The 20,352-nt window shown below is 73.7% G+C and carries 19 protein-coding genes; 5 read left to right on the forward strand and 14 right to left on the reverse strand.

Features of this window, described 5'->3' with window-relative positions; translation table 11 throughout:
* The first annotated feature begins 84 nt into the window (after positions 1-84).
* A complete protein-coding gene (locus GCE86_RS21145) occupies positions 85-651 on the forward strand; it encodes a sugar O-acetyltransferase (RefSeq protein WP_154228562.1) in 567 nt (188 codons plus the stop codon).
* 83 nt (positions 652-734) lie between these two features.
* Here GCE86_RS21145 and GCE86_RS21150 read toward each other — a convergent pair whose 3' ends face one another.
* From GCE86_RS21150 to GCE86_RS21165, 4 genes are all read right to left on the reverse strand, one after another.
* Positions 735-1,382, reverse strand: coding sequence for a nucleoside/nucleotide kinase family protein (locus tag GCE86_RS21150; protein WP_154228563.1), 648 nt, complete (start codon positions 1,380-1,382; stop codon positions 735-737).
* Positions 1,382-2,023 carry an SIMPL domain-containing protein gene (locus tag GCE86_RS21155; RefSeq protein ID WP_154228564.1) on the reverse strand — a complete coding sequence of 214 codons (642 nt, stop codon included), beginning with the start codon at positions 2,021-2,023 and terminating at the stop codon, positions 1,382-1,384. Before GCE86_RS21155 ends, GCE86_RS21150 begins: the two co-directional genes overlap by 1 nt.
* Positions 2,024-2,028: 5 nt before the next feature.
* The gene (locus GCE86_RS21160) at positions 2,029-3,054 is read right to left on the reverse strand and encodes a prephenate dehydrogenase (protein WP_154228565.1); all 1,026 of its coding nucleotides are present in this window, start codon (positions 3,052-3,054) and stop codon (positions 2,029-2,031) included.
* A gap of 77 nt (positions 3,055-3,131) precedes the next feature.
* A complete protein-coding gene (locus tag GCE86_RS21165) occupies positions 3,132-4,100 on the reverse strand; it encodes a DUF4034 domain-containing protein (RefSeq protein WP_154228566.1) in 969 nt (322 codons plus the stop codon).
* A 145-nt stretch (positions 4,101-4,245) separates the two neighbouring features.
* Here GCE86_RS21165 and GCE86_RS21170 point away from each other — a divergent pair, with 145 nt between their 5' ends.
* A complete protein-coding gene (locus GCE86_RS21170; RefSeq protein WP_154228567.1) occupies positions 4,246-6,087 on the forward strand; it encodes a M48 family metallopeptidase in 1,842 nt (613 codons plus the stop codon).
* 51 nt (positions 6,088-6,138) lie between these two features.
* Here the strand turns inward: GCE86_RS21170 and dapC are convergent, their stop codons facing one another.
* Both dapC and fdxA read right to left on the reverse strand, forming a co-directional pair.
* Positions 6,139-7,248 carry a succinyldiaminopimelate transaminase gene (dapC, locus tag GCE86_RS21175; protein WP_275587182.1) on the reverse strand — a complete coding sequence of 370 codons (1,110 nt, stop codon included), beginning with the start codon at positions 7,246-7,248 and terminating at the stop codon, positions 6,139-6,141.
* Positions 7,245-7,571, reverse strand: coding sequence for a ferredoxin (gene fdxA / locus GCE86_RS32160; protein ID WP_007464872.1), 327 nt, complete (start codon positions 7,569-7,571; stop codon positions 7,245-7,247). The genes dapC and fdxA overlap by 4 nt, the downstream gene beginning before the upstream one ends.
* A 79-nt stretch (positions 7,572-7,650) precedes the next feature.
* On the opposite strand from fdxA, the gene GCE86_RS21185 reads away from it, so the two are divergent.
* Both GCE86_RS21185 and GCE86_RS21190 read left to right on the forward strand, forming a co-directional pair.
* The gene (locus tag GCE86_RS21185; RefSeq protein WP_154228569.1) at positions 7,651-8,601 is read left to right on the forward strand and encodes a GNAT family N-acetyltransferase; all 951 of its coding nucleotides are present in this window, start codon (positions 7,651-7,653) and stop codon (positions 8,599-8,601) included.
* A 68-nt stretch (positions 8,602-8,669) separates the two neighbouring features.
* Positions 8,670-9,821 (forward strand): hypothetical protein, encoded by a 1,152-nt coding sequence (locus GCE86_RS21190; RefSeq protein ID WP_154228570.1) that lies wholly within the window; start codon positions 8,670-8,672, stop codon positions 9,819-9,821.
* A gap of 83 nt (positions 9,822-9,904) precedes the next feature.
* Here GCE86_RS21190 and GCE86_RS21195 read toward each other — a convergent pair whose 3' ends face one another.
* The 3 genes from GCE86_RS21195 to mshB all read right to left on the reverse strand — a co-directional run bounded on the left by GCE86_RS21195 (position 9,905) and on the right by mshB (position 11,867).
* Positions 9,905-10,369: a hypothetical protein gene (locus GCE86_RS21195; protein WP_154228571.1), complete on the reverse strand. Its 465-nt coding sequence runs from the start codon at positions 10,367-10,369 to the stop codon at positions 9,905-9,907.
* 83 nt (positions 10,370-10,452) lie between these two features.
* Positions 10,453-10,926 carry a hypothetical protein gene (locus GCE86_RS21200; RefSeq protein ID WP_204343101.1) on the reverse strand — a complete coding sequence of 158 codons (474 nt, stop codon included), beginning with the start codon at positions 10,924-10,926 and terminating at the stop codon, positions 10,453-10,455.
* A 17-nt stretch (positions 10,927-10,943) separates the two neighbouring features.
* Positions 10,944-11,867: an N-acetyl-1-D-myo-inositol-2-amino-2-deoxy-alpha-D-glucopyranoside deacetylase gene (gene mshB, locus GCE86_RS21205; RefSeq protein ID WP_208818032.1), complete on the reverse strand. Its 924-nt coding sequence runs from the start codon at positions 11,865-11,867 to the stop codon at positions 10,944-10,946.
* Between the two features lie 87 nt (positions 11,868-11,954).
* On the opposite strand from mshB, the gene GCE86_RS21210 reads away from it, so the two are divergent.
* Complete coding sequence (locus GCE86_RS21210) at positions 11,955-14,099, forward strand: S9 family peptidase (RefSeq protein ID WP_154228574.1); 2,145 nt, start codon at positions 11,955-11,957, stop codon at positions 14,097-14,099.
* An 88-nt stretch (positions 14,100-14,187) separates the two neighbouring features.
* On the opposite strand, the gene GCE86_RS21215 is transcribed toward GCE86_RS21210, so the two are convergent.
* From GCE86_RS21215 to GCE86_RS21235, 5 genes are all read right to left on the reverse strand, one after another.
* Entirely contained in the window at positions 14,188-15,933 is a 1,746-nt protein-coding gene (locus GCE86_RS21215) for an ABC transporter substrate-binding protein (RefSeq protein ID WP_154228575.1), read from the reverse strand.
* A gap of 94 nt (positions 15,934-16,027) precedes the next feature.
* Positions 16,028-17,014: an ABC transporter permease gene (locus tag GCE86_RS21220; protein ID WP_154228576.1), complete on the reverse strand. Its 987-nt coding sequence runs from the start codon at positions 17,012-17,014 to the stop codon at positions 16,028-16,030.
* A 13-nt stretch (positions 17,015-17,027) separates the two neighbouring features.
* Positions 17,028-18,029, reverse strand: a complete 1,002-nt coding sequence (locus GCE86_RS21225) for an ABC transporter permease (RefSeq protein ID WP_154228577.1) — start codon at positions 18,027-18,029, stop codon at positions 17,028-17,030.
* Entirely contained in the window at positions 18,026-19,060 is a 1,035-nt protein-coding gene (locus GCE86_RS21230; protein ID WP_154228578.1) for an ABC transporter ATP-binding protein, read from the reverse strand. Before GCE86_RS21230 ends, GCE86_RS21225 begins: the two co-directional genes overlap by 4 nt.
* Positions 19,057-20,160, reverse strand: coding sequence for an ABC transporter ATP-binding protein (locus tag GCE86_RS21235; protein ID WP_154228579.1), 1,104 nt, complete (start codon positions 20,158-20,160; stop codon positions 19,057-19,059). The genes GCE86_RS21230 and GCE86_RS21235 overlap by 4 nt, the downstream gene beginning before the upstream one ends.
* Between the last annotated feature and the right edge of the window lie 192 nt (positions 20,161-20,352).

Consider the following 20,352-nt stretch of genomic DNA (forward strand, 5'->3'; position numbering starts at 1 on the left):
ATTACATACCGCGTATGTAATCGGAAGTCGTCAATCCGACGAAACGAGGGCCGCGCCCCCCGCGATGCGGCGCATGATCGCCGGGTGACCGCCATGAAGGACCGCATGCTCGCCGGTGAGTTGTACATCGCCGACGATCCGGAGATCATCGCCGACCTGGACCGGGCCGCCCGGCTCAGCGAGCGCTTCAACCGCAGCTCGGCCGACGACCCCGACGGACGACTCGCCGCCCTCCGCGAGCTGCTCGGCTCGGTCGGCGAGGACGCCTGGGTGCGGCCACCGCTCTACTGCGACTACGGCTACCAGACCCACATCGGGCCGCGCACCTTCGTCAACTTCAACGCGGTCTTCCTCGACGTCGCCCGGATCACCATCGGCGCGGACGTCCAGATCGGACCGAACGTACAGCTCCTCACCGCCACCCACCCGGTCGAGCCGGCGGCCCGGCGGGCCAAGTGGGAGGCGGCCCAGCCGATCACCATCGGCGACAACGTCTGGCTCGGTGGCGGCGTGATCGTGCTGGCCGGGGTGACCATCGGGGAGAACACCGTGGTCGGCGCGGGCGCGGTCGTGACCAGGGACCTACCCCCCAATGTGGTGGCCGTGGGTAACCCCGCGCGCCCGGTCCGGACCCTCGAAGACGCCGACTGATCTCCGGAAACGACGCCTCACCGGGTGCGGATTCCGGCCGGAGGGTCTCGGGGGTGGCCCGGCTGCCGCGCCGGGCCGTGCCGTCACCCCGGCAGGGGGTCGGCCAGCCGGACCACCAGGTCGGCGTGGTCGGCGGTGCCGGCGACGAGCCGGGCGTTCGCCTCGTCGCTGCCGAGCGCCCAGGCGCGGGCCTGCTCGGGTGTCTTCCCGTACGCCTCGTGCCGGGCGGTGAGGCGGCGCACCCGCAGCTCGGCGTCGAGGTCGAGGAACCAGATCTGGTGCAGCAGCGTGCGCACCTCCTCCCACGGGTCGTCGCGCAGCAGCAGGTAGTTGCCCTCGGTCACCACGAGCCGCACCTCGGGCGGCACCTCGATGGCACCGGCGACCGGCTCCTCCAGGTCCCGGCGGAACGCGGGCGCCCACACCGAGGTCGGCTCCAGCCGCCGCAGCCGGCGCAGGGTGGAGACGAAGCCGTTCACGTCGAACGTGTCCGGCGCGCCCTTGCGGGCCTCCCGGCCGAGCCGGACCAGCTCCGACTGGGCCAGGTGGAAGCCGTCCATCGGCACGAGCCGGGCGGCCGGGCCGACCTCGGCGACGATCCGCTCGGCCAGCGTGGACTTGCCGGCCCCGGGCGCGCCGGCGATGCCGAGCAGCTGCCGCGGGCCGTCCCCGGCGAGGGCCCGGGCCCGGGCCACCAGTTCGCCGAGCGGGAGCGTCTGCGCGGGCGGCATCAGCCGAGCACCGGCTCGCTGATGGTGAACCGGGCCTCCACCGCCGCCTGCACGGGCTGCGGCTGCGGGTCCAGCTCCAGTTCGGGTGCGGCCTCGCCGGCCCGGGCGAAGCCCGCCTTGGACAGCATCGGCGGGGCGCTGGACAGGCCGGTGTCGGCCAGCTCCACCAGGGCGGTCACCCGGGCGCCGAGCGCCTCCGCGTATTCCCGGGCGCGGGCCAGGGCGTCCGCGATCGCGGCGTGCCGGGCCTCCCGGTAGGCCGGGCTGTCCGGCCGCAGCGACCACCACGGGCCGGCCAGCTCGACCTGCTCCTGGTCGGCGAGGCGGAGCATCAGCTCGCCGAGCGCCGTGAAGTCGACCACGGTGACCGTGGTGGTCACGCTGCCGTGGTAGGCGACCACCCGCTCACCCGAGCGCTTCGTCTCCGGCCAGACCCGGAGCTGGCCGGTCTCGCGCCGCTCCACGGCCGGCTCGGCCGCGTCGAGCAGCACCCGCACGGCGGCCGCCCGCTCGGCCAGCCGGGTCAGCGTCGTCTCCCGGTCGCGGTCCCGCGCGGTGGCGGTCACCGTGAACCGGGCCAGCTCGGGGGCCACCTCGCGGTACGCCTCGCCGCGTACCGCCACGACCGGTGCGTCCGCCATGCCGCTCAGCCTAGTGGCGGGGTGGCCGGAAGGTGGGCCGTGTAGGTGACCGCGCCGCCCGCCACCCGGCAGCCGGTCAGGTGACCGCCGGCCGCCCCCAGCTCGCGGAGGAAGGCCAGCTCCCCGGCGTGGTCGGCGGCGGCCGGGAACTCGCGCCGGTGGGCGGTGAACGCGCGGCCGTGCAGGGCGGCCCGGGCCGTGCGGCCCTCGGCGAGCCGGCCGGCCAGCTTGCCGGGGTCACCGGCGCGCAGCGCCTCGGCCAGCTCGTCGAGGTAGGCCCGGACCGCGTCCAGCTCGGCCAGCACCCGCTCGCGGTTGCCGAGCAGCATGTTCGCGGTCCGCTCGGGCGGGCCGCCGGCCACGCGGGTGCCGTCGGAGAAGCTGCCGGCGGCGAGCGCGAGCACCGCGTCGCGCAGCGCCGACCGCTGCACCGTCCCGGCCAGGGCCCCGGCGAGCAGGTGGGGCAGGTGGGAGGCGAGCGCGGCGGCGCTGTCGTGCTCCGGGGCCGACATCGGCACCACCCGGGCATGGAAGACGTCGATGAGCAGCGCGGCGAGCCGCCGGAACGCCGGCATCCCGGTGGGCCCCGGGCAGAGCACCCAGGCCGCCCCGTCGAGCAGCGCCGGGGTGGCCGCGTCGAGGCCGGCCCGGTCGGCGCCGGCCATCGGGTGGCCGGGCACGAACCGGTGCCCGAGGCCCTGCGTGGCGGCGGCCGTGGCCACCTCGGCCTTGGTGCTGCCCACGTCGGTGAGCACGCACCGGTCGTCGGTGGCCGCGGCCACCCGGGCCACGGTGGCGGGCAGGGTGGGCAGCGGGCCGCAGAGGAAGACCACGCCCCGGCCGGCGACCGCCTCCTCGACCGTGTCCGGCGCCGCGACCCCCTGCTCGCGGACCCGCCGGCGGGTCGCCGGATCCGGGTCCCACCCGGCCACGTCGAGCCCGGCGTCGCGGAGCCGGAGCAGCACCGAGCCCCCGATCAGGCCCGTGCCGACCACGGCCGCCCGCGCCTGCCCGCCGGCTCCGCCCACCATCGGCCCACCTCGGCGTCCCGTCGTCGCGGGGCCGGACCGGCCCCGCGGAAAGTCCCGCCGAGGATACCGTCCGGGGCTCAGCCCTGGCCCGCCGTCACCGTCCCCCGCCACCGGGCGAACGCCCTCCCGGGGTCGCCGAAGTACGCCCACGGCAGCTCGGTCACCAGGTCACCGAGCGCCCGGAAGCGCTCCGCCGCGGCGGCGTGGTCACCGCCCACGGCGAAGCACGCCGCGAAGTTGTTGTGCGGCTGCGGCCAGCCCGGGTACCGGCCGTGCTCGGGGTGGCGCACCGACTGGTCGGCCGCGGCGCGCAGCTCGGCGAGCACCGCGGGGTCGCGGAGGTGGGCGTCGTCCTCGCCGGACGGCAGGTTCAGCCACACCTCCAGGTGGGCCGCCGCGACCAGGTGGGCCAGGCCGCTGGCGGCCGGCGCCTTCGCCGCCGCCGACCGGGCGAAGTCGAACATCTCCTCGTCGCTGCCGAACCACTTGGCGCACCGGTACTGGAGCATCTGGACGTGCGCCAGCCGGTGCCAGGGGTGCCGGGCGACCACCTCGGCGAAGCGCCGCGCCGCCTCGTCCCGTTCCACCTGTCGGCCGCGCGCCGAGGTGACCAGGAAGGCCCGGGCCGTGGTGTCCTCCGGATCCCGCGCGGCCACCTCGTCGAGCAGGTTCTCCGCGAAGGTCAGCCGCTTGTGGAACTCGCGGAACTGCTCCTGGCTGGTGAGCGAGGAGGACGCGCCGCCCCGGGCCTCCCACGCCCAGTGCACCGCGTGGGTGCCCCGGACCAGCAACGGGAGGGTGCTGCGCGGCTCGGCGTCGGCCCACTCGCCGATCCACTCCTGCACGCCCGGCACCCGGCCGGCGGCGGAGAGGCAGAACGCCTGGTGGTCGGGGTCGGTGACGGTGACCAGCACGTCGCGGGCGGCCCGCCAGTCCCGGCGGGCCAGCGCCTCGGAGAGCGCCCGGGCGGCCGGGTCACCCATCGCCGGGTCGACCGGCAGCGCCGGTCCACTCTGCTGCTTCGTCCTCCGCCGGAACGGCCACATGTCCTCGTCCTCCCCCGTGCGTGTCGACGGAGATCGTAGGGCGGGCCGGATGGGCACGGAAGGGGGTTGTCCGAGGCGCGCTCGCGTCGTACGGTCCCCCGGCGGCCCGACCGGACGGGCCGGTCTCAACGGGGAAGGAAAGCGCATGTCCGCCACCTACCGGGCACTCGCCTCGGTGGTCATGTTGATCGGTTTCTACGTCGTCGCGCTGCTCCAGCTCGCCGCCGTGGCCGCGCTCGGCGTCTGGCTGTTCAGCCACACCAGCGGCGTGATCACCGGCAAGCTGCTGCTCCCGCTGGTCGTCGCCCTCGGCGCCGTCGGCGTCGGGCTGTGGAAGGCGATCCGTACGAAGAACGAGCCGGCGCCCGGCCTCATCCTGGACGAGCGGGCGGCGCCGTGGCTCTGGGCCACGGTGCGGGAGCTGGCCACCGCGGTCGGCACCCGCGCGCCCGACGAGATCCGCCTGGTGCCGGAGGTGAACGCGGCGGTCGGCGAGCAGAGCCGCCTGCTGGGCCTCATCGGCGGCCGGCGGACCCTCTACGTGGGACTGCCGCTGCTGCAGGCCATGCGGGTCGACCAGCTCCGCTCGGTGCTGGCCCACGAGCTGGGCCACTACTCCGGCCGGCACACCCGGCTGGGCGGCGTCGCCTACCGGGGCCGCCTGGCCATCGGCGAGACCATCGAGCGGATCAGCCCGCGCAACCCGATCGGCTGGGTCTTCAAGCAGTACGCGAAGCTCTACCTGCTGGTCGACAACGCCGCGTCCCGTCGCCAGGAGCTGGAGGCCGACCGCGCCTCCGTGCAGATCGCGGGGCACCAGGCCGCGGCCTCGGCGCTGCGCACCCTGCCCGCCCTCGACGCGGCCTGGCGCTTCTACGAGACCCGGTACGTCGACCCGGGTTGGTCGGCCGGGCTGGCGCCGGACGACTTCTTCGGCGGCTTCGGCCACCTCCTGCAGGCACGCCGCGACGAGATCGACGAGCTGCGGGAGAACGCCCCGGAGGGTCCGGCGTCCCGCTGGGACACCCACCCGCCGATCGGCGCGCGCGTCGCCGCGATGGACCAGATCCCTCCGGTGCACGTCACGCCGGACGACCGGCCGGCCTGGAGCATGCTCGCCGACGTGGTGGGCGCCGGCCGGGCGCTCCAGAGCCTGATCGTCGCCCACGGCTCCCGCCGCCTGCTGCCCTGGCCGGAGTTCATCGCCGAGTCGATTGCCGCCGGGGTGCAGCAGCGGGCGGACGGGATCTACCGCGCGGCCGGCCGGTTCACCGGCACGCCGGAGCCGGGCCTGCCCACCGTCCTGGACCTGGTCCGCGCCGGCCGGCTCGGTGAGTTCGCCGAGCAGTTCTTCACCAACGCCACCCGCCGGGAGGCGGCGGCCGCCTTCGCCGGCCCGATGGAGACGCTGCTCGACAACGCGGCGGTCCGCTCGGGCCGGGCGTACTGGCAGCTCTCCTGGTCCGAACCGGCCCGGCTGGTCGGTCGCTCCGGCGAGCCGTGGGACCTGGCCGAGGTCGCCAAGCTGGCGGTCGCCCCGGAGACCCTGGACGAGGCGCTCGCCCGGCTGGCCGAGCTGGGCGTCGACGTGCGGCAGTCGACGGTGCTCCAGGCCCGGGCCTCGGCCCGGAACGCCGACCTGATCGCCGCGCTCGCGAACATCAAGATCGACGGCCGGGAGCACGACGTGTACGTGCTGGACAACGGCCTGGTCCTGGTCCCCGAGCCGGGGAAGGCGCACGAGGGTGAGAAGCGGCTCAAGGAGGTGCTGAGCGCGACGCCGGTCGCCGAGGTGGCCAGCCGGAACCCGTTCCTGCCGTACGAGGAGATCCGCTCGGTCGAGGTGACCAAGCGGGTGCCGCTGAAGGCGGTCATCACCCTTCACGACGGGCGGACCGTGCAGGTGCAGGAGCTGATGGCCAGCGAGTTCCTGGAGAAGCACAGCCGGGACACGCTGCTGCGGGTGTTCGAGCAGATCAACGCCTGACCCCGTCGGGGCGGCCGGCCCTTCCTGGACCGGCCGCCCCGGCGAGGGTGGTCAGGCCTCGGCGAGCCGGGCGGCGACCGCGTCGACGTGCTCGTCCGACTCGGTCAGGGCCACCCGGACGTGCCGGGCGCCCGCCGGGCCGTAGAAGACGCCGGCGGCGACCAGGATGCCGCGGCGGGCCAGCCAGTCGACGGTGTCCCAGCAGTCCTCGTCCCGGGTCAGCCAGAGATAGAGCCCCGCCTCGGAGTGCTCGACCGTGAAGCCGGCGGCGGTGAACGCGGCGCGGAGCTTCTCCCGCCGGGCCCGGTAGCGCTCCCGCTGCGCGTCGGCGTGCGCCTGATCGCCCAGCGCGGCCACCATGGCCGCCTGCACGGGGGCGGGCACGATCATGCCGGCGTGCTTACGGATCTTGAGCAGCTCGGCCACGAGCGCCGGGTCACCGGCCACGAAGCCGGCCCGGTAGCCGGCCAGGTTGGAGCGCTTGGAGAGCGAGTGCACCGCCAGCACGCCCTCGTACGACCCGCCGCAGACCTCCGGCGAGAGCACCGAGACGGGCTGGGCGTCCCAGCCCAGCGGCAGGTAGCACTCGTCGCTGGCGACCACCGCGCCGCGCTCCCGCGCCCAGTCGACCACCTTGCGCAGGTGGCCCGCGGGCAGCACCCGGCCGGTCGGGTTGCCGGGCGAGTTCACCCAGACGAGCCGGACCCGGGGGTCGGGGCCGAGGGCGGTCAGCGAGTCGGTGCGCACCGTGGTGGCGCCGGCCAGGCGGGCCCCGTCCTCGTACGTCGGGTAGGCGATGGACGGCACCACGACGACGTCACCCGGGCCGATGCCGAGCAGCGTGGGCAGCCAGGCGACCAGTTCCTTGGAGCCGATCGTGGGCAGCACGCCGAGCCCGTCGACGCCCGCACCGCAGGCGCGGGCCACCCAGGCCGCTATCGCGTCCCGCAGCGCGGGCGTGCCCGCGGTCAGCGGGTAGCCGGGCGCGTCCGACGCGTCGGCCAGCGCCTGCCGGATCAGCGCCGGCACCGGGTCGACCGGCGTGCCCATCGAGAGGTTGATGAGACCGCCCGGGTGCGCCGCGGCCATCGCGGCCGCGGCGTCCAGGGTGTCCCAGGTGAACTCGGGCAGCCGCGACGAGACCGGCGCGGGCCGGTTCAGTGGCCCTCTCCGCGCGGCGGCTGCGCGGCCACGAAGGTCGCGTCCTTCTCCACCTTGCCGATCTTGGAGGCGCCGCCCGGCGAGCCCAGATCCTCGAAGAACTCGTAGTTCGCCCCGGTGTAGTCCTTCCACTGCTCCGGGACGTCGTCCTCGTAGAAGATCGCTTCGACCGGGCAGACCGGCTCACAGGCACCACAGTCGACGCACTCGTCGGGGTGGATGTAGAGCATCCGATTGCCCTCGTAGATGCAGTCGACCGGGCACTCCTCGATGCATGCCTTGTCGAGCACATCCACGCACGGCTCGGCGATGATGTAGGTCACCGGTCTTCTCCTCCGCAAGACTCGCCGCGATCATCCGCGACGGTAAGAGCCTAGTATCTCGCCGGGGAGGGGGTCGATCGTGCTCCGACAGCAGGACGTGGGACACCGGATCGTGGTCCGGCGGATTGTGGGGATTCGCGAAGGCCGGCCGCTGTTCACCGACGCGCTCGGCGAGCTGGTCGAACTGAGCGAGACCCACATCACGCTGGCCACCGACCGGGGTCGGGTGCGGGTACCCGTGGACGAGGTGCACCGCGCGAAACGGGTGCCGGCGGCCCGCCGGCCGACGGCCGCCGCCGTGATCGCCCTGGAGCTGGCCGCCGACGAGGCGTGGCCCGCCCCGGTACGCGGCCGGCTCGGCGACTGGCTGCTGCGCAGCGCCGACGGCTGGACCGGCCGGGCGAACAGCGCGCTGCCCGTCGGCGACCCGGACCGCCCCCTGCCCGCCGCGCTGGACGCCGTGCAGCGCTGGTACGCCGAGCGCGGCCAGCCCGCCACGGTGAACACCCCGCTGCCGCTGGCCGCGCCGGTCGGCGCCGAACTGGACGCGCGCGGCTGGACCGCCCGGCCCCCGGTGCTGGTGCAGACCGCCCCGCTCACCGCGCTGCCGGCGGGGCGCCCCGACCTGCCCCCGGTCGGCCTCGCACCGGAGCCCTCCGACGAGTGGCTGGCGGTGGCCGCCGGCCGCAAGGGCGGGCTGCCGGACGCCGCCCGGCACGTGCTCACCGCCGTGGACCGGATCCGCTTCGCCCACCTGTACGTGGACGGGCGGCTGCTCGCGGTGGGCCGCGGCACGGTCACCGGCGAGGGACGCCGGCTCGGCCTCACGCTGATCGAGGTGCTGCCCGAGGCCCGCCGCAGGGGGTTCGCCGGGGCGGTCATCCGGGCGCTGGCCGACTGGGGCCGCGCCGAGGGCGCCACGCAGGCCTTCCTCCAGGTCGAGCAGCGCAACGCGCCCGCCGTGGCCCTCTACCAGCGGCTCGGCTTCACCACCCACCACACGTACCTGACCCGGGTCGCCCCGGCCTGATCGGAGGATTCCGGCAGGTCGTCCTGGGTACGGAGATAGCCGTACCCCGGTGAGGAAGGACCTGCTCGATGGCCAAGCAGCACACGGCGCGGCGCGGGAGCGGCGCGGCGGCGACGAAGAACCAGCCCGGCAACCAGACGCCGGACACCCCCGACATCAACGAGAGCGAGATCGCCCGCCTCAAGGTCGACCAGCTCCGCGACCGCCTCCGCCGGCGCGGCGTCACCGGCACGGCCGAGATGCGCAAGCCCGAACTGGTCGACGCGCTCATCCGGGCCCTGCGCGAGGGCCGGAAGACGACCGGTTCCCGGGGCGGCACCACGGCACGCGGGACCACGGCGCGCGGCGGCTCGGGTTCCGGGCGCGACCGCACGTCCTCGGGTCCCGGCCGGCGTGGCACGGGCGGCCGCTCCGGCGCGGGTTCCGCGCCCCGCGGTCGCGGCAAGAGCGGGGAGCAGCCCGGCAACCAGACCCCGGACACCCCGGACATCAACGAGAGCGAGATCGCCCGCCTCACGGTCGACCAGCTCCGCGACCGCCTCCGCCGGCGCGGCGTCACCGGCACGGCCGAGATGCGCAAGCCCGAACTGGTCGACACGCTCATCCAGGCCCTGCGCGAGGGCCGGAAGACCACCCGCTCACGCGGCAGCTCGGGCTCGGGCGGCGGTTCCGGCTCGGCGTCGCGCCGCTCGACCGGTGAGCAGCCCGGCAACCAGACCCCGAACACCCCGGACATCAACGAGAGCGAGATCGCCCGCCTCACGGTCGACCAGCTCCGCGACCGCCTCCGCCGGCGCGGCGTCACCGGCACGGCCGAGATGCGCAAGCCCGAACTGGTCGACACGCTCATCCAGGCCCTGGTCGAGGGCCGAAAGACCACCCGCTCCCGCAGCGGCTCCGGCTCGGGTGGCGGCTCGGGCTCCCGTGGCAGCTCCGCTTCGCGAGCCACCTCCGGCTCCGCCCGCGTCCCGCGCAGCCGTTCGGGCGCCCACGACGCGGAAGAGGGCGACCGGCAGCCGGTCCGGGTCACCGGCGACGCGGGTGCGGCGTCGACCCTGGCGGCGGCGGACCGGGTGGTGGCCTCGATGGTGCCGCCGGAGGTGGACCGGGTGGACGAGGTCGTCACGCCGGAGGGCACCATGATCACGATTGGCGCGGGCCAGGCCGTCGAGTCGGTCGACTCGCCACCCCTTCCCGGCACCCGGAAGCCCCGGCCGTAGCCGGCGCGCCACAGCGCACACCGCAGCGGGCCGGTCCCGCCCGGACGCCGCGCCCGACGGGCAGGCGCCGGGCGGGATCCGCCTCAGCGGCGGACGATCTTGCGGGGCTTCGCCGCCTTCAGCTCGGCGTACCGCTTGAGCTGCCGGGAGCGGTGGTCGCGGCCGAGCGCCGTGAGGGTCAGGTAGCCCACCAGCACGCCGGCCACGGTGGCCGCGAGGTAGAGCCAGATCTGGGCGAAGAAGAGGCCGGCGCCGCCGTCGAACGGGTTCTCGCCGACCAGCAGCGGGCCCACGAAGACGGTCAGGGCCAGCGCCACGACCACGGCGACGGCGAGGTCGCCGGTCCAGTGGCCGGCCGGCCGGTCCGCGCCCCAGCGGAACGCCGTGCCGGCCAGGATCAGCCCGATCACGAGGAACATCACCAGCGAGACCCGGCCGGAAGCGGTGTCGTCGTCCGGGTAGGCGAACCTGATGACCAACCGGGCCACCACGTTGACCACGAACAACGCGACCGCCAGCACGCCGACCGCACGCCACCGCTGGAACATCGCACGCCTCCCGCCGTACCGCCCGCCGTCACGGGCTCCTGGCAGGAATATCTACCACCGCAACCTGTGCGGCGTCTGCACCCTCAGCGCACCGGCGGCGGCACCACGAGCTGCCGGAAACCCAGCACCGCGAACGTGATCGCCCCGGCCACGATCAGCCCGAGGCCCAGCACGTTGTCGCCGCCGAGCGCGAGATCGCCCTCGACGGTGCGGAAGCCGCCCGCGACGATCACCACGAACCAGGGCAGGGCGGCCAGCGCCGCCGCCCAGCGGGTGCCCACCGCCCGGTTGGCGAACTCGCTCACGAGCACCGTCAGCGCCACCACCGCGGCGATACCGCCCAGCGCGAGCGCGGTGCCGGTCAGGGCCTTGCCGGCACCGCCGGGGCGGCCCTTGACCACCTCCCAGGCCCAGGTGGCGTAGAGCAGGTCGAGCACGGCGACGAGCACGCCGGCCCAGACCGCCACCACCCCGCCTGCGACCCGCAGTGCGAGGTCGGCCGCCCGGCCCGAGGGCTCGGGCGGCGCGGCGGGCTGCTGCTCGGGGGCGACCGACATGGGTACGGCGGGCAGCGTCACCGGAGGCCGGCCGCCGTGACCGGGGACCGGTCCGGCCGGTCCAGCGCCAACCCGGCGAAGAGGTCGTCCTCCCAGCCGTACGGGCCGCTGCCCGGGCCCTTCTCGCCGACCGCGAGGGTGAAGAACTCCACGCCCATGAACTCGGCGCCGAAGTTGCCGGCGATCGAGTAGAGCCAGGAGGTGGCGGGGATCTGGGTGGCGTGCGCCCGCATGGCCGCCTCCTTGGCGGCGTGCCGGTCGGTGGCGTCGATACGCGCGGCGATCCCCTCGTCCGGGGTGCCGAAGGGCAGCTCGTCGGCGCTGTCGATGCCGGCGAAGGGGTTGTCCGACGACTCGGTGAACGCCTCCAGGCCGGCCTCCAGCACGCCGCGGGGCATCGCCGTCCAGTAGACCTTCGCCGGGGCGATCCCCTCGGCGGCGGCCAGCTCCACGCCGCGCATCGCCACGCGGTGCGCCTGGATGTGGTCGGGGTGGCCGTAGAAGCCGTTCGGGTCGTACGTGACGAGCACCTGCGGGCGGACCTCGCGGATGACCTCCAGCAGGTGCCCGGCGGCCTCGTCGAGGTCGGCCTGCCAGAACGCGCGGGGGTGCTCGTTGGTGGCCAGCCCCATCATCCCGGAGTCGCGGTAGCGGCCCGCCCCGCCGAGGAAGCGGTGGTCGGTGACGCCGAGCGCCGCGCAGGCGGCCGACAGCTCGCCGATCCGGTAGCCGCCGAGCTGGTCGGCCTCGGCCGCCGCGAGCTGCGCCAGCGCCGGCACGTGGATCTCGCCCTCCTCGCCCAGCGTGCAGGTCACCAGGGTGACGTGGGCGCCGGTGGCGGCGTAGTGCGCCATCGTCGCGCCGGTCCCGATGGACTCGTCGTCGGGGTGCGCGTGGACCAGCAGCAGGCGTCGGTCGGGCAGCGTCGTCACGCCCGTCACTCTAACCGGCGGTCCTGCCCGCCCGAGGCGTACGCGTCCGCCCAGGTCGGCCACATCACGCCCGGCGCGCGCCTACTCTCTACAGGCGTGGACTTTCCCGAGCTGGCCGCCCGCACCCGTCGGTTCAGCCACGGGGCGCCGCGCTCCGTCTCCGTCGCCGACGACGGCTCCCGGGTCATCTTCCTGCGCTCGTCCGGACCGGAGGACCCGGCCGACGCGCTCTGGCTGCTCGACATCGCCTCCGGCGAGGAGCGCCTCGTCGCCGACCCGGCGGTGCTGCTGGGCACGGACGGCGAACCGGTCACGCTGGCGCCGGGCGAGCGGGCGCTGCGCGAGCGGCTGCGGCTCAGCGCCGCCGGCATCGGCTCGTACGCCCTGGACGGCGCCGGCCGGGTGGCCGCGTTCGCGCTGGCCGGCCGCCTGTTCCGGGCCGACCTGGTGCACGGCGACGTGGTCGAGGTGGCCGCCGTCGGCCCGGTGATCGACCCGCGGCCCGACCCGACCGGCGAACGGCTGGCCTACGTCACCGACGCCGCCGAGGGCGTACGCCGGGGCCAGCTGCGGGTGGTCGAGCCGGACGGCACGGACAACCTGCTGGCCGGCGAGGACAGCGGGGTGACCTGGGGACTGGCCGAGCACATCGCGGCGGAGGAGTTCCACCGCTACCGCGGCTACTGGTGGGCCCCGGACGGGCGCACGGTGCTGGCCGCCCGGGTGGACGAGTCCCGCCTGGACCGCTGGTACCTGCACGACCCGGCCGACCCGGCGAGCCCGCCGACGTCCGTCGCGTACCCCCGGGCGGGTGGGCCGAACGCGGAGGTCAGCCTGCACCTGCTGGACCTCGACGACGGCTGGGTCGACGTGCACTGGGACCGGGAGACCTACCCGTACCTGACCTCGGTCGACTGGTCGGACGGGGGCCCGCTGATCACCGTGCTGCGCCGGTCGCAGCAGCACGGGCTGGTGCTGGCCGTGGACCCGCGCACCGGGGAGACGCAGGTGCACGCCGAGCTGGCCGACCCGCGCTGGGTGGAGCCGATCCCGGGCACCCCGGCGCACCTGCCCGACGGCCGGGTGCTGGTCGGCGGCGAGCTGGCCCACGACGGGTACGACGCCCGCTGCCTGTTCGCCGACGGCACCCTGCTCACGCCGCCCTCGCTCTACGTGCGGCGGGTGGTGGGCCGGCTGCCGGCCGGCCCGAACTCGGCGGCGGACCTGCTGGTCGAGGCGAGCGAGGGCGAGCCGAGCCAGCGCCACCTCTACCGGGTGCGGACGGCGATCGGCGGCGGGGTGGACGCCCGCCGGATGGGCAGCGACCCCGGCTGGCACACCGCCGCGATCGGCGGCAGCACGCTGGCCGTGGGGGTGGCCTCGCTGGAGCACCCGGGCACCCGCTGGCGGGTGTGGCACGACGACCGGGAGGTGGGCGAGCTGGTCTCGCACGCCGCGACCCCGCCGTACGCGCCGCGGCCGACGCTGGTCCGGGTGACCGACCGGCGGCTGCCGAGCGCCGTGCTCTACCCGGGCGAGCACGTGAAGGGCACGAAGCTGCCGGTGCTGCTGGACATCTACGGCGGTCCGGGCCACCAGGAGGTGATCGCGGCGCGGGGGGCGTGGCTGGAACGGCAGTGGTTCGCCGAGCAGGGCTTCGCCGTGGTGACCATCGACAACCGGGGCACCCCGGGCATCGCCCCGTCCTTCGAGAAAGCGATCCACCGGCGGGTGGCCGACGTGATCCTGACCGACCAGGTGGACGCCCTGACCGCGCTGGCCGGCAAGCACCCGGACCTGGACCTGGAACGCGTGGCCGTGCGCGGCTGGTCGTTCGGCGGCTGGCTGGCCGGGCTGGCGGTGCTGCGCCACCCGGAGCTGTTCCGGTGCGCGATCGTCGGCGCCCCGGTCACCGACTGGACGCTGTACGACACCGCGTACAGCGAGCGCTACCTGGGGATGCCGGACGACGGGATGGACGTCTACGCCCACCACTCGCTGGTCGAGCTGGCCGCCGAGCCGGTCGGCGACCCGGCGCAGGCCCGGCCCATGCTGCTGGTGCACGGCCTGGTCGACGACAACGTGCTGGCCGCGCACACGCTGCGGCTCTCTGCGGCGCTGCTGGCCGCCGGCCGGCCGCACGCGGTGCTGCCGCTCACCGGGGCCAGCCACATGGCCGCCGGCGGGGTGGCCGAGCGGCTGCTCCGGCTGGAACTGGACTTCCTCCGCCGGCACCTCTGAACGCGCGGGCACCTCTGAAAGAGCCGGCACCTGGGAACGCGCGAAGGCCCCGGCCGGATCGGACCGGGGCCTCCGCGGGGTCAGGCTGTCACTGCTTCACGTAGGCGTTCACGAAGCTCGGCCAGCCGAAGATGCTGCCGATGAACAGGCCGCCGGCCTTCTCGCCGTGCGCGACGGAGACGACCTCGTTGTAGAGCGGCACCGCCGGCGCCGACTCCTTCATGAGCTTCTCGTCGAGCGCGCTCCACTCCTCCGCCTGCTTGGCCGGGTCCTCCGCGAGCACGCGGTCGAACTCGGCGTTGATGGCGTCGTTGTTGAGCTGGGAGGTGTTGCTGTTGCCCTCCGCCTTGATGTTGCGGCCGTCGAAGAGCACCGGCAGGATCGACGCGCCGCTGGGCCAGTCGGCGGCCCACGAGTCGACCCAGATGTCCCACGGGTTGCTCTTCTTCTTCACGAAGTCGAGGTAACCGTCCTCGGGGATCGGCTTGATGGTGACGGTGAAGCCGGCCTTTTCCAGGGCGTTCTTGATCTGGGTGGCGGTCTCCTGCGACGGGGTGTCGTCGGAGGTGCCGAGCACGAGGTTCACCGACTTGCCGGCGAGCAGCTCCTTGGCCTTCTCCGGGTTGCCGCTCTCCCCGGCCGGGTACGCGTCGAACTGCTTGTAGCCGAGCGTGGTCGGCGGCAGCAGGGTGGTGAGCGGCACGGCGCCGTACGGGCCGCCGAGGTTCTTGGTGATGCTGCTGCGGTCGATCGCGTAGTTGATCGCCTGCCGCACGGCCAGGTCGGTGACCCGCGTCGTGTTGATGCTCAGCCGGTAGGCGTTCGGCGTGGCGGCGACGATCATCCGCTCCTTGAGCTTGGCGTCGCCGGTGACCTTCGCGATCAGCTCGGACGGGACGCCGCCGGTGCCCACGGCCGCGGCGTCGTTGCCGGTGCCGGCGAGCACCCGGTTGGTCTGGGTGGCGTTGTCCGCTCCCAGCGACCAGACGAACTTGTCCGGGTACGCGTGCCGCACCGGGTCGGTCGCCGGGTCCCAGTTCGCGTTCCGCTCCAGCACCATCTCCACGCCGGGCGTGATCTTGGTGAACTTGTACGGCCCGGACGAGAACGGCTGGTTGTCCAGGTTGACGCCGGTGTCCTTGTCCGCCGGCAGCGGCGCGGTGGCCGGCAGCGACACGGCGAACGGCAGGTCACAGCGCGGCTTGCTGAACTCGAAGCGCAGCGTCTGCGCGTCCGGGGTGCTCAGGCCCGGCGGCAGCGAGGTCTTGTTGGCCTTGAAGTTCCACTTGGTGTCGTACTGCGGGCTGTCGGCCAGCCACTCCTGCAGGTAGGTGGGGCCACCCGTCAGGTCGGGGTCGAACGAGCGGGCGATGCCGTACGCGATCTCCTTGGAGGTGATCGGACGGCCGTCCTCGAACTTGACGCCCTGCTTGATCTTGAATTCCCAGACCTTGCAGTCGTTGTTGACGTTCTTGCCGGGGGTCTCGGCCAGGTCGCCGACCAGGGTCACGTTGCCCTTGCCGTCGTCCTTGAACGTGGTGAGGAAGCGCGCGTAGAGCTGGCTCCCCATGAGGCCGGCGAACGAGTAGACCCGCTGCGGGTCCAGGTGGGAGATCTTGTTCTCGCGCAGGATGTAGAAGGTCCCGCCCTTGGCCGCGCCGGGCACCTCCGCCGCCGGACCCAGCGAGTCCTTGGGGTCGGTCGCGATGGCGCCGCTGCGGGGCTTGTTGCTGTCCACCTTGTCGGCGTTGTCGCCGGTGTTCTTGCTGCATGCACTGAGGGCGACCACCAGTGCCATCGCACCGCCCATGGCGGTGGCGAGTCTTGCTCGCATACTCACTCCTCCGGGTCCGATGAAGGAAAGCTTCGCTTAGGTTTCATCCGCGGTAAATTTCGAGCAGATAACGAATCGACTGCGACATGCCAGCTCAGCCGAGACGCACCCGCGGATCGATGAACGCGTAGAGCAGGTCGACCACGATGTTCGCGACGACCACGAAGAGCGCCGAGATCAGCACGGTGGCCATGATGGTCGGCAGGTCGCCCTGGCGGACCGCCTCCACGGCGGTACGCCCCAGCCCCTGGATGCCGAACGTCGTCTCGGTGATGACCGTGCCGCCGAGCGCGGCGCCCACGTCCAGGCCGGCGATCGTCACGATCGGCGTGATCGCCGCCCGCAGCGCGTGCCGGCCGTAGACCTTCCGCTTCGCCACACCCTTGGCCCGGGCGGTGCGGACGAAGTCCTCGGAGAGCGTCTCCAGCATCTGCGCCCGGGACAGCCGGGCGTAGATGGCGGAGAACAGCAGGGCCAGGGTCACCCAGGCCAGCACCAGCCCGCGCGCCCACTCCACCGGGTTGTCGAGGAAGGGCACGTACCGGGGCGTCGGCAGGATCCGCAGCGAGTAGACGAAGATCAGCAACAGCACCGCGCCGACGAAGTAGAGCTGCAGCGAGGCGAAGGTCAGCGTGAGCCCGATCGACACGCGGTCGAGCAGCGAGCCCCGGCGCAGCGCCGATATCATCCCGAGCCCCACCCCGAGCGCGAGCCAGAGCACCGCCGCGGGCAGCACGATGTTCAACGTCACGGGCAGCACCCGGGCGAAGGTGTCGCTGACCGCCTCGCTGTTCACGTACGAGTAGCCGAGGCAGGGCGCCTCGCACTCGCCGCCCTGCGCGCTGCCCAGGTCGCGGCCGACGAAGATGCCCTTCATGTAGTTGGCGTACTGCGTCGGCTTCGGATCGTTCAGCCCCAACTCCGTCCGCACCCGCTCCAGGCGCTCGGCGTTGCAGTTCTTCGGGCACATGCCGGTCACCGGGTCGCGGGGCAGCGCGAAGAACATCAGGAAGCTGACGATGCTCACCGCGAGCAGCACCGAGACCGCCAGCAGCAACCGCTTCAGCAGAAACCGCACCATGGCGCCGAACCCCTTACCGTGACGACTTCGGATCGAGCGCGTCGCGCAGCGCGTCGCCGAAGAGGTTGAACGCCAGCACGAGCGCGAAGATGGTGATGCCCGGGAAGAAGACGTACGCCGGGTCGGTCTGCAGGTAGTCGATGCTGCGGTAGATCATCCGGCCGAAGCTCGGCACCGACTCGGGCAGCCCGACGCCGAGGAAGGACAGCGCCGCCTCACCGGTCACGTACGACGGCACCGCCAGCGAGAACGCGACCAGGATCGGCGCCCAGATGTTCGGCAGCAACTGCCGGAAGAGCATGTGACCCAGCCCGGCGCCACTGGCCCGGGCCGCCTCGACGAACTCCCGTTCCCGCAGCGACACCACCTGCCCGCGGACGAGCCGCGCCGTGCCGGTCCAGCCGAACGCGGCGAACACCACGATCAACGTGGTCACCGCGAACCAGGTGGGCACCGCGTCCCGGGGGCCGTAGAAGCGCAGCGAGAACGTCGGGACCACGGCGAGCGCGAAGATGAGGAACGGCATGGCCAGGGCCACGTCGGTGACCCACATGATGACGGAGTCGACCACGCCGCCCAGGTAGCCGGCGACGATCCCGAGCACCACGCCGATCGTCGTGGTGACGAGCGCGGCGCCGAGGGCGATCAGCAGCGAGGTGCGGATGCCGTAGATCATCCGGATGAAGATGTCCCGGCCCAGGCCCGGTTCGAGCCCGAACCAGTGGTCGCCGCTGACCCCGCCCACGTATCCGAGCGGCATGCCGGTGCTGTCCAGCAGGTCGCCGAACTGCTGGCTCGGCGACATCCCGTAGAGCCGCTGGAGCAGCGGCGCCGCCACTGCCGCCAGGATGAACACGGCCAGCACGATGCCGCTGACCAGCGCCGTACGGTCCCGGCGCAGCCGGGCCCAGACCAGTTGGCCGGGCGAGCGCCCGACGAGCCCCTTCTCCTCGGGGCCCGCACCGGTGGACTCGATCTCGGCAAGCGCCACGCCCTCGACCGGGGACAGGCTCATTTCGACACCTCCTCGGCGGTCACGGCGGCCGGTCCGGCGCCCTGGCTGATCGTTCCCGTCTCGGGGAAGTGGCAGGCGGTGGCCTGGTTGCCGCCGTCCCGGGGGACGAGCGCGGGCTCCTCGGTGGCGCACCGCTCCTGCGCCTTCCAGCAGCGGGTGCGGAAGCGGCAGCCCGACGGCGGGTTGAGCGGGGTGGGCACGTCGCCGGTGAGCCGGATGCGCCCGGCCGGGCCGAGCGTCGTGACGTCCGGGATGGCCGAGAGCAGGGCGCGCGTGTAGGGGTGCTGCGGCCGCTCGTAGATGTCGTCGCGGTCGCCGATCTCGACGATCTTGCCGAGGTACATGACGGCGACCCGGTGGCAGAAGTGCCGCACCACGGCGAGGTCGTGGGCGATGAAGACGAACGCCAGGTCCAGGTCGCGTTGCAGGTCGCGCAGCAGGTTGATGACCTGGGCCTGGATCGAGACGTCCAGGGCGGAGACCGGTTCGTCGGCGACGATGAGCTTCGGGCGCAGCGCGAGCGCGCGGGCGATGCCGATGCGCTGGCGCTGCCCGCCGGAGAACTCGTGCGGGTAGCGGTTGTAGTGCTCGGGGTTCAACCCGACCAGTTCGAGCAGTTCCTGGACCCGCTTCTTGATGCCGCCCGGCGGATTGATGCCGTTGACCTGCAACGGCATGGCCACGATCCGCCCGACGGTGTGCCGGGGGTTCAGCGAGGCGTAGGGGTCCTGGAAGATGATCTGGAGGTCCTGGCGCAGCGGCCGCAACGCGCCGCGCCGCGCGTGGGTGATGTCCCGGCCCGCGAACTCGATGCTGCCGGAGGTGGACTCCAGCAGCCGCACCAGCATCCGCCCGGTGGTGGTCTTCCCGCACCCAGACTCCCCGACCAGGCCCAGGGTCTCCCCCGGCCGCACGTCGAAGTCGAGGCCGTCGACCGCCCGGACGGCACCCTTGGCGCGGAAGCCCTCCCGCACCGGGAAGTGCTTGGTCAGCCCCCGCACGCGCAGCAGCGGCTCGGTCTCGGTGCTCATCGGGCCACTCCCACCTGGGCGATGTCCTGCTGGTAGAGCCGGGTCCGCTCCTCGGCCGGCAGGTGACAGGCCACCAGGTGGCCCGCCTCCCCGGCCGCCCGGAGCTCGGGCACCTCGGTGCGGGAGCGGTCGCCGTTGCGGTCCGCGTAGCGGCAGCGCGGGTGGAACGCGCACCCCGACGGCAGGTTGATCAACGACGGCGGGTTGCCCTTGATGGGCACGAGGTCCGCGTCCGCGTCGCCGTGCAGCGACGGCACGCTCGACAGCAACCCCCAGGTGTACGGATGCTGCGGCCGCCGCAGCACCTGCTCCACGCTGCCGTGCTCGACGGCCCGGCCCCCGTACATGACGAGGACGTCGTCCGCCACCTGGCTGACCACGCCCAGGTCGTGGGTGATCAGGATGATCGCCGAGCGGAACTCCTCCTGGAGGTCGCTGAGCAGGTCCAGGATCTGCGCCTGCACGGTCACGTCCAGGGCGGTGGTCGGCTCGTCGGCGATCAGCAGGTCCGGGTCGTTGACCAGGGCCATCGCGATCATCGCCCGCTGCCGCATGCCCCCGGAGAACTCGTGCGGGTACTGGTCGAACCGCTTGGCCGGCTGGGGGATGCCGACCCGGCCGAGCATGTCCACGGCCCGGGTGCGGGCCTCCCGCTTCCCGGCCCGCGGATGATGCACCCGGTACGCCTCAGCGATCTGCTTACCGACGCTGTAGTAGGGATGCAGCGCCGACAGCGGATCCTGGAAGATCATCGCCATGTCCCGGCCCCGCAGCCGCCGCACCTCCTCCTCGGCCAGCCCGACCAGCTGACGGCCACCCACCGAGATCTCCCCCGTGATGGTGGCCCGCTTCGCGTTGTGCAGGCCGAGGATCGCCAGCGACGTGACGCTCTTGCCCGAACCCGACTCGCCCACGATGCCCAGCGTGCGCCCGCGCTCGACGGCGAACGACACCCCGTCGACGGCCTTCACCACGCCGTCCTCGGTGTCGAACCGCACCCGCAGGTCCCGGACCTGGAGGTACGGGCCCTCACCGGCGCGCTGCTCCGGCACCTCGGGGTGGTCCGGCTCCCCGGACGGCACCGTCTCCGACCTGCCCATGACCGCCTCCCTCAGTGACGAAGAGAACCTACAGCAAACTTCTGGAGGCGAAAATAAGCTACAAGCGGCGGCCTGTCAGCGGCCTGAGCGTAACGACTGGGTTTCCCACCTGAACAGTCCTCACCTGGACATTCATGGTTGCGACTGGGCTTCGACGCCGCGACGCCGCACGTCAGGTGCGACCATGGACGC

It is taken from the genome of Micromonospora terminaliae (assembly GCF_009671205.1).
GTDB lineage: Bacteria > Actinomycetota > Actinomycetes > Mycobacteriales > Micromonosporaceae > Micromonospora > Micromonospora terminaliae.

Bases quoted from the DNA above. Each gene is read 5' to 3' on its own strand.
- GCE86_RS21150 (WP_154228563.1), bottom strand. From the start codon at position 1,382: ATGCCGCCCGCGCAGACGCTCCCGCTCGGCGAACTGGTGGCCCGGGCC.
- GCE86_RS21155 (WP_154228564.1), bottom strand. From the start codon at position 2,023: ATGGCGGACGCACCGGTCGTGGCGGTACGCGGCGAGGCGTACCGCGAG.
- GCE86_RS21160 (WP_154228565.1), bottom strand. From the start codon at position 3,054: ATGGTGGGCGGAGCCGGCGGGCAGGCGCGGGCGGCCGTGGTCGGCACG.
- GCE86_RS21165 (WP_154228566.1), bottom strand. From the start codon at position 4,100: ATGTGGCCGTTCCGGCGGAGGACGAAGCAGCAGAGTGGACCGGCGCTG.
- GCE86_RS21170 (WP_154228567.1), top strand. From the start codon at position 4,246: ATGTCCGCCACCTACCGGGCACTCGCCTCGGTGGTCATGTTGATCGGT.
- GCE86_RS21190 (WP_154228570.1), top strand. From the start codon at position 8,670: ATGGCCAAGCAGCACACGGCGCGGCGCGGGAGCGGCGCGGCGGCGACG.
- GCE86_RS21195 (WP_154228571.1), bottom strand. From the start codon at position 10,369: ATGTTCCAGCGGTGGCGTGCGGTCGGCGTGCTGGCGGTCGCGTTGTTC.
- GCE86_RS21200 (WP_204343101.1), bottom strand. From the start codon at position 10,926: ATGTCGGTCGCCCCCGAGCAGCAGCCCGCCGCGCCGCCCGAGCCCTCG.
- GCE86_RS21215 (WP_154228575.1), bottom strand. From the start codon at position 15,933: ATGCGAGCAAGACTCGCCACCGCCATGGGCGGTGCGATGGCACTGGTG.
- GCE86_RS21220 (WP_154228576.1), bottom strand. From the start codon at position 17,014: ATGGTGCGGTTTCTGCTGAAGCGGTTGCTGCTGGCGGTCTCGGTGCTG.
- GCE86_RS21225 (WP_154228577.1), bottom strand. From the start codon at position 18,029: ATGAGCCTGTCCCCGGTCGAGGGCGTGGCGCTTGCCGAGATCGAGTCC.
- GCE86_RS21230 (WP_154228578.1), bottom strand. From the start codon at position 19,060: ATGAGCACCGAGACCGAGCCGCTGCTGCGCGTGCGGGGGCTGACCAAG.
- GCE86_RS21235 (WP_154228579.1), bottom strand. From the start codon at position 20,160: ATGGGCAGGTCGGAGACGGTGCCGTCCGGGGAGCCGGACCACCCCGAG.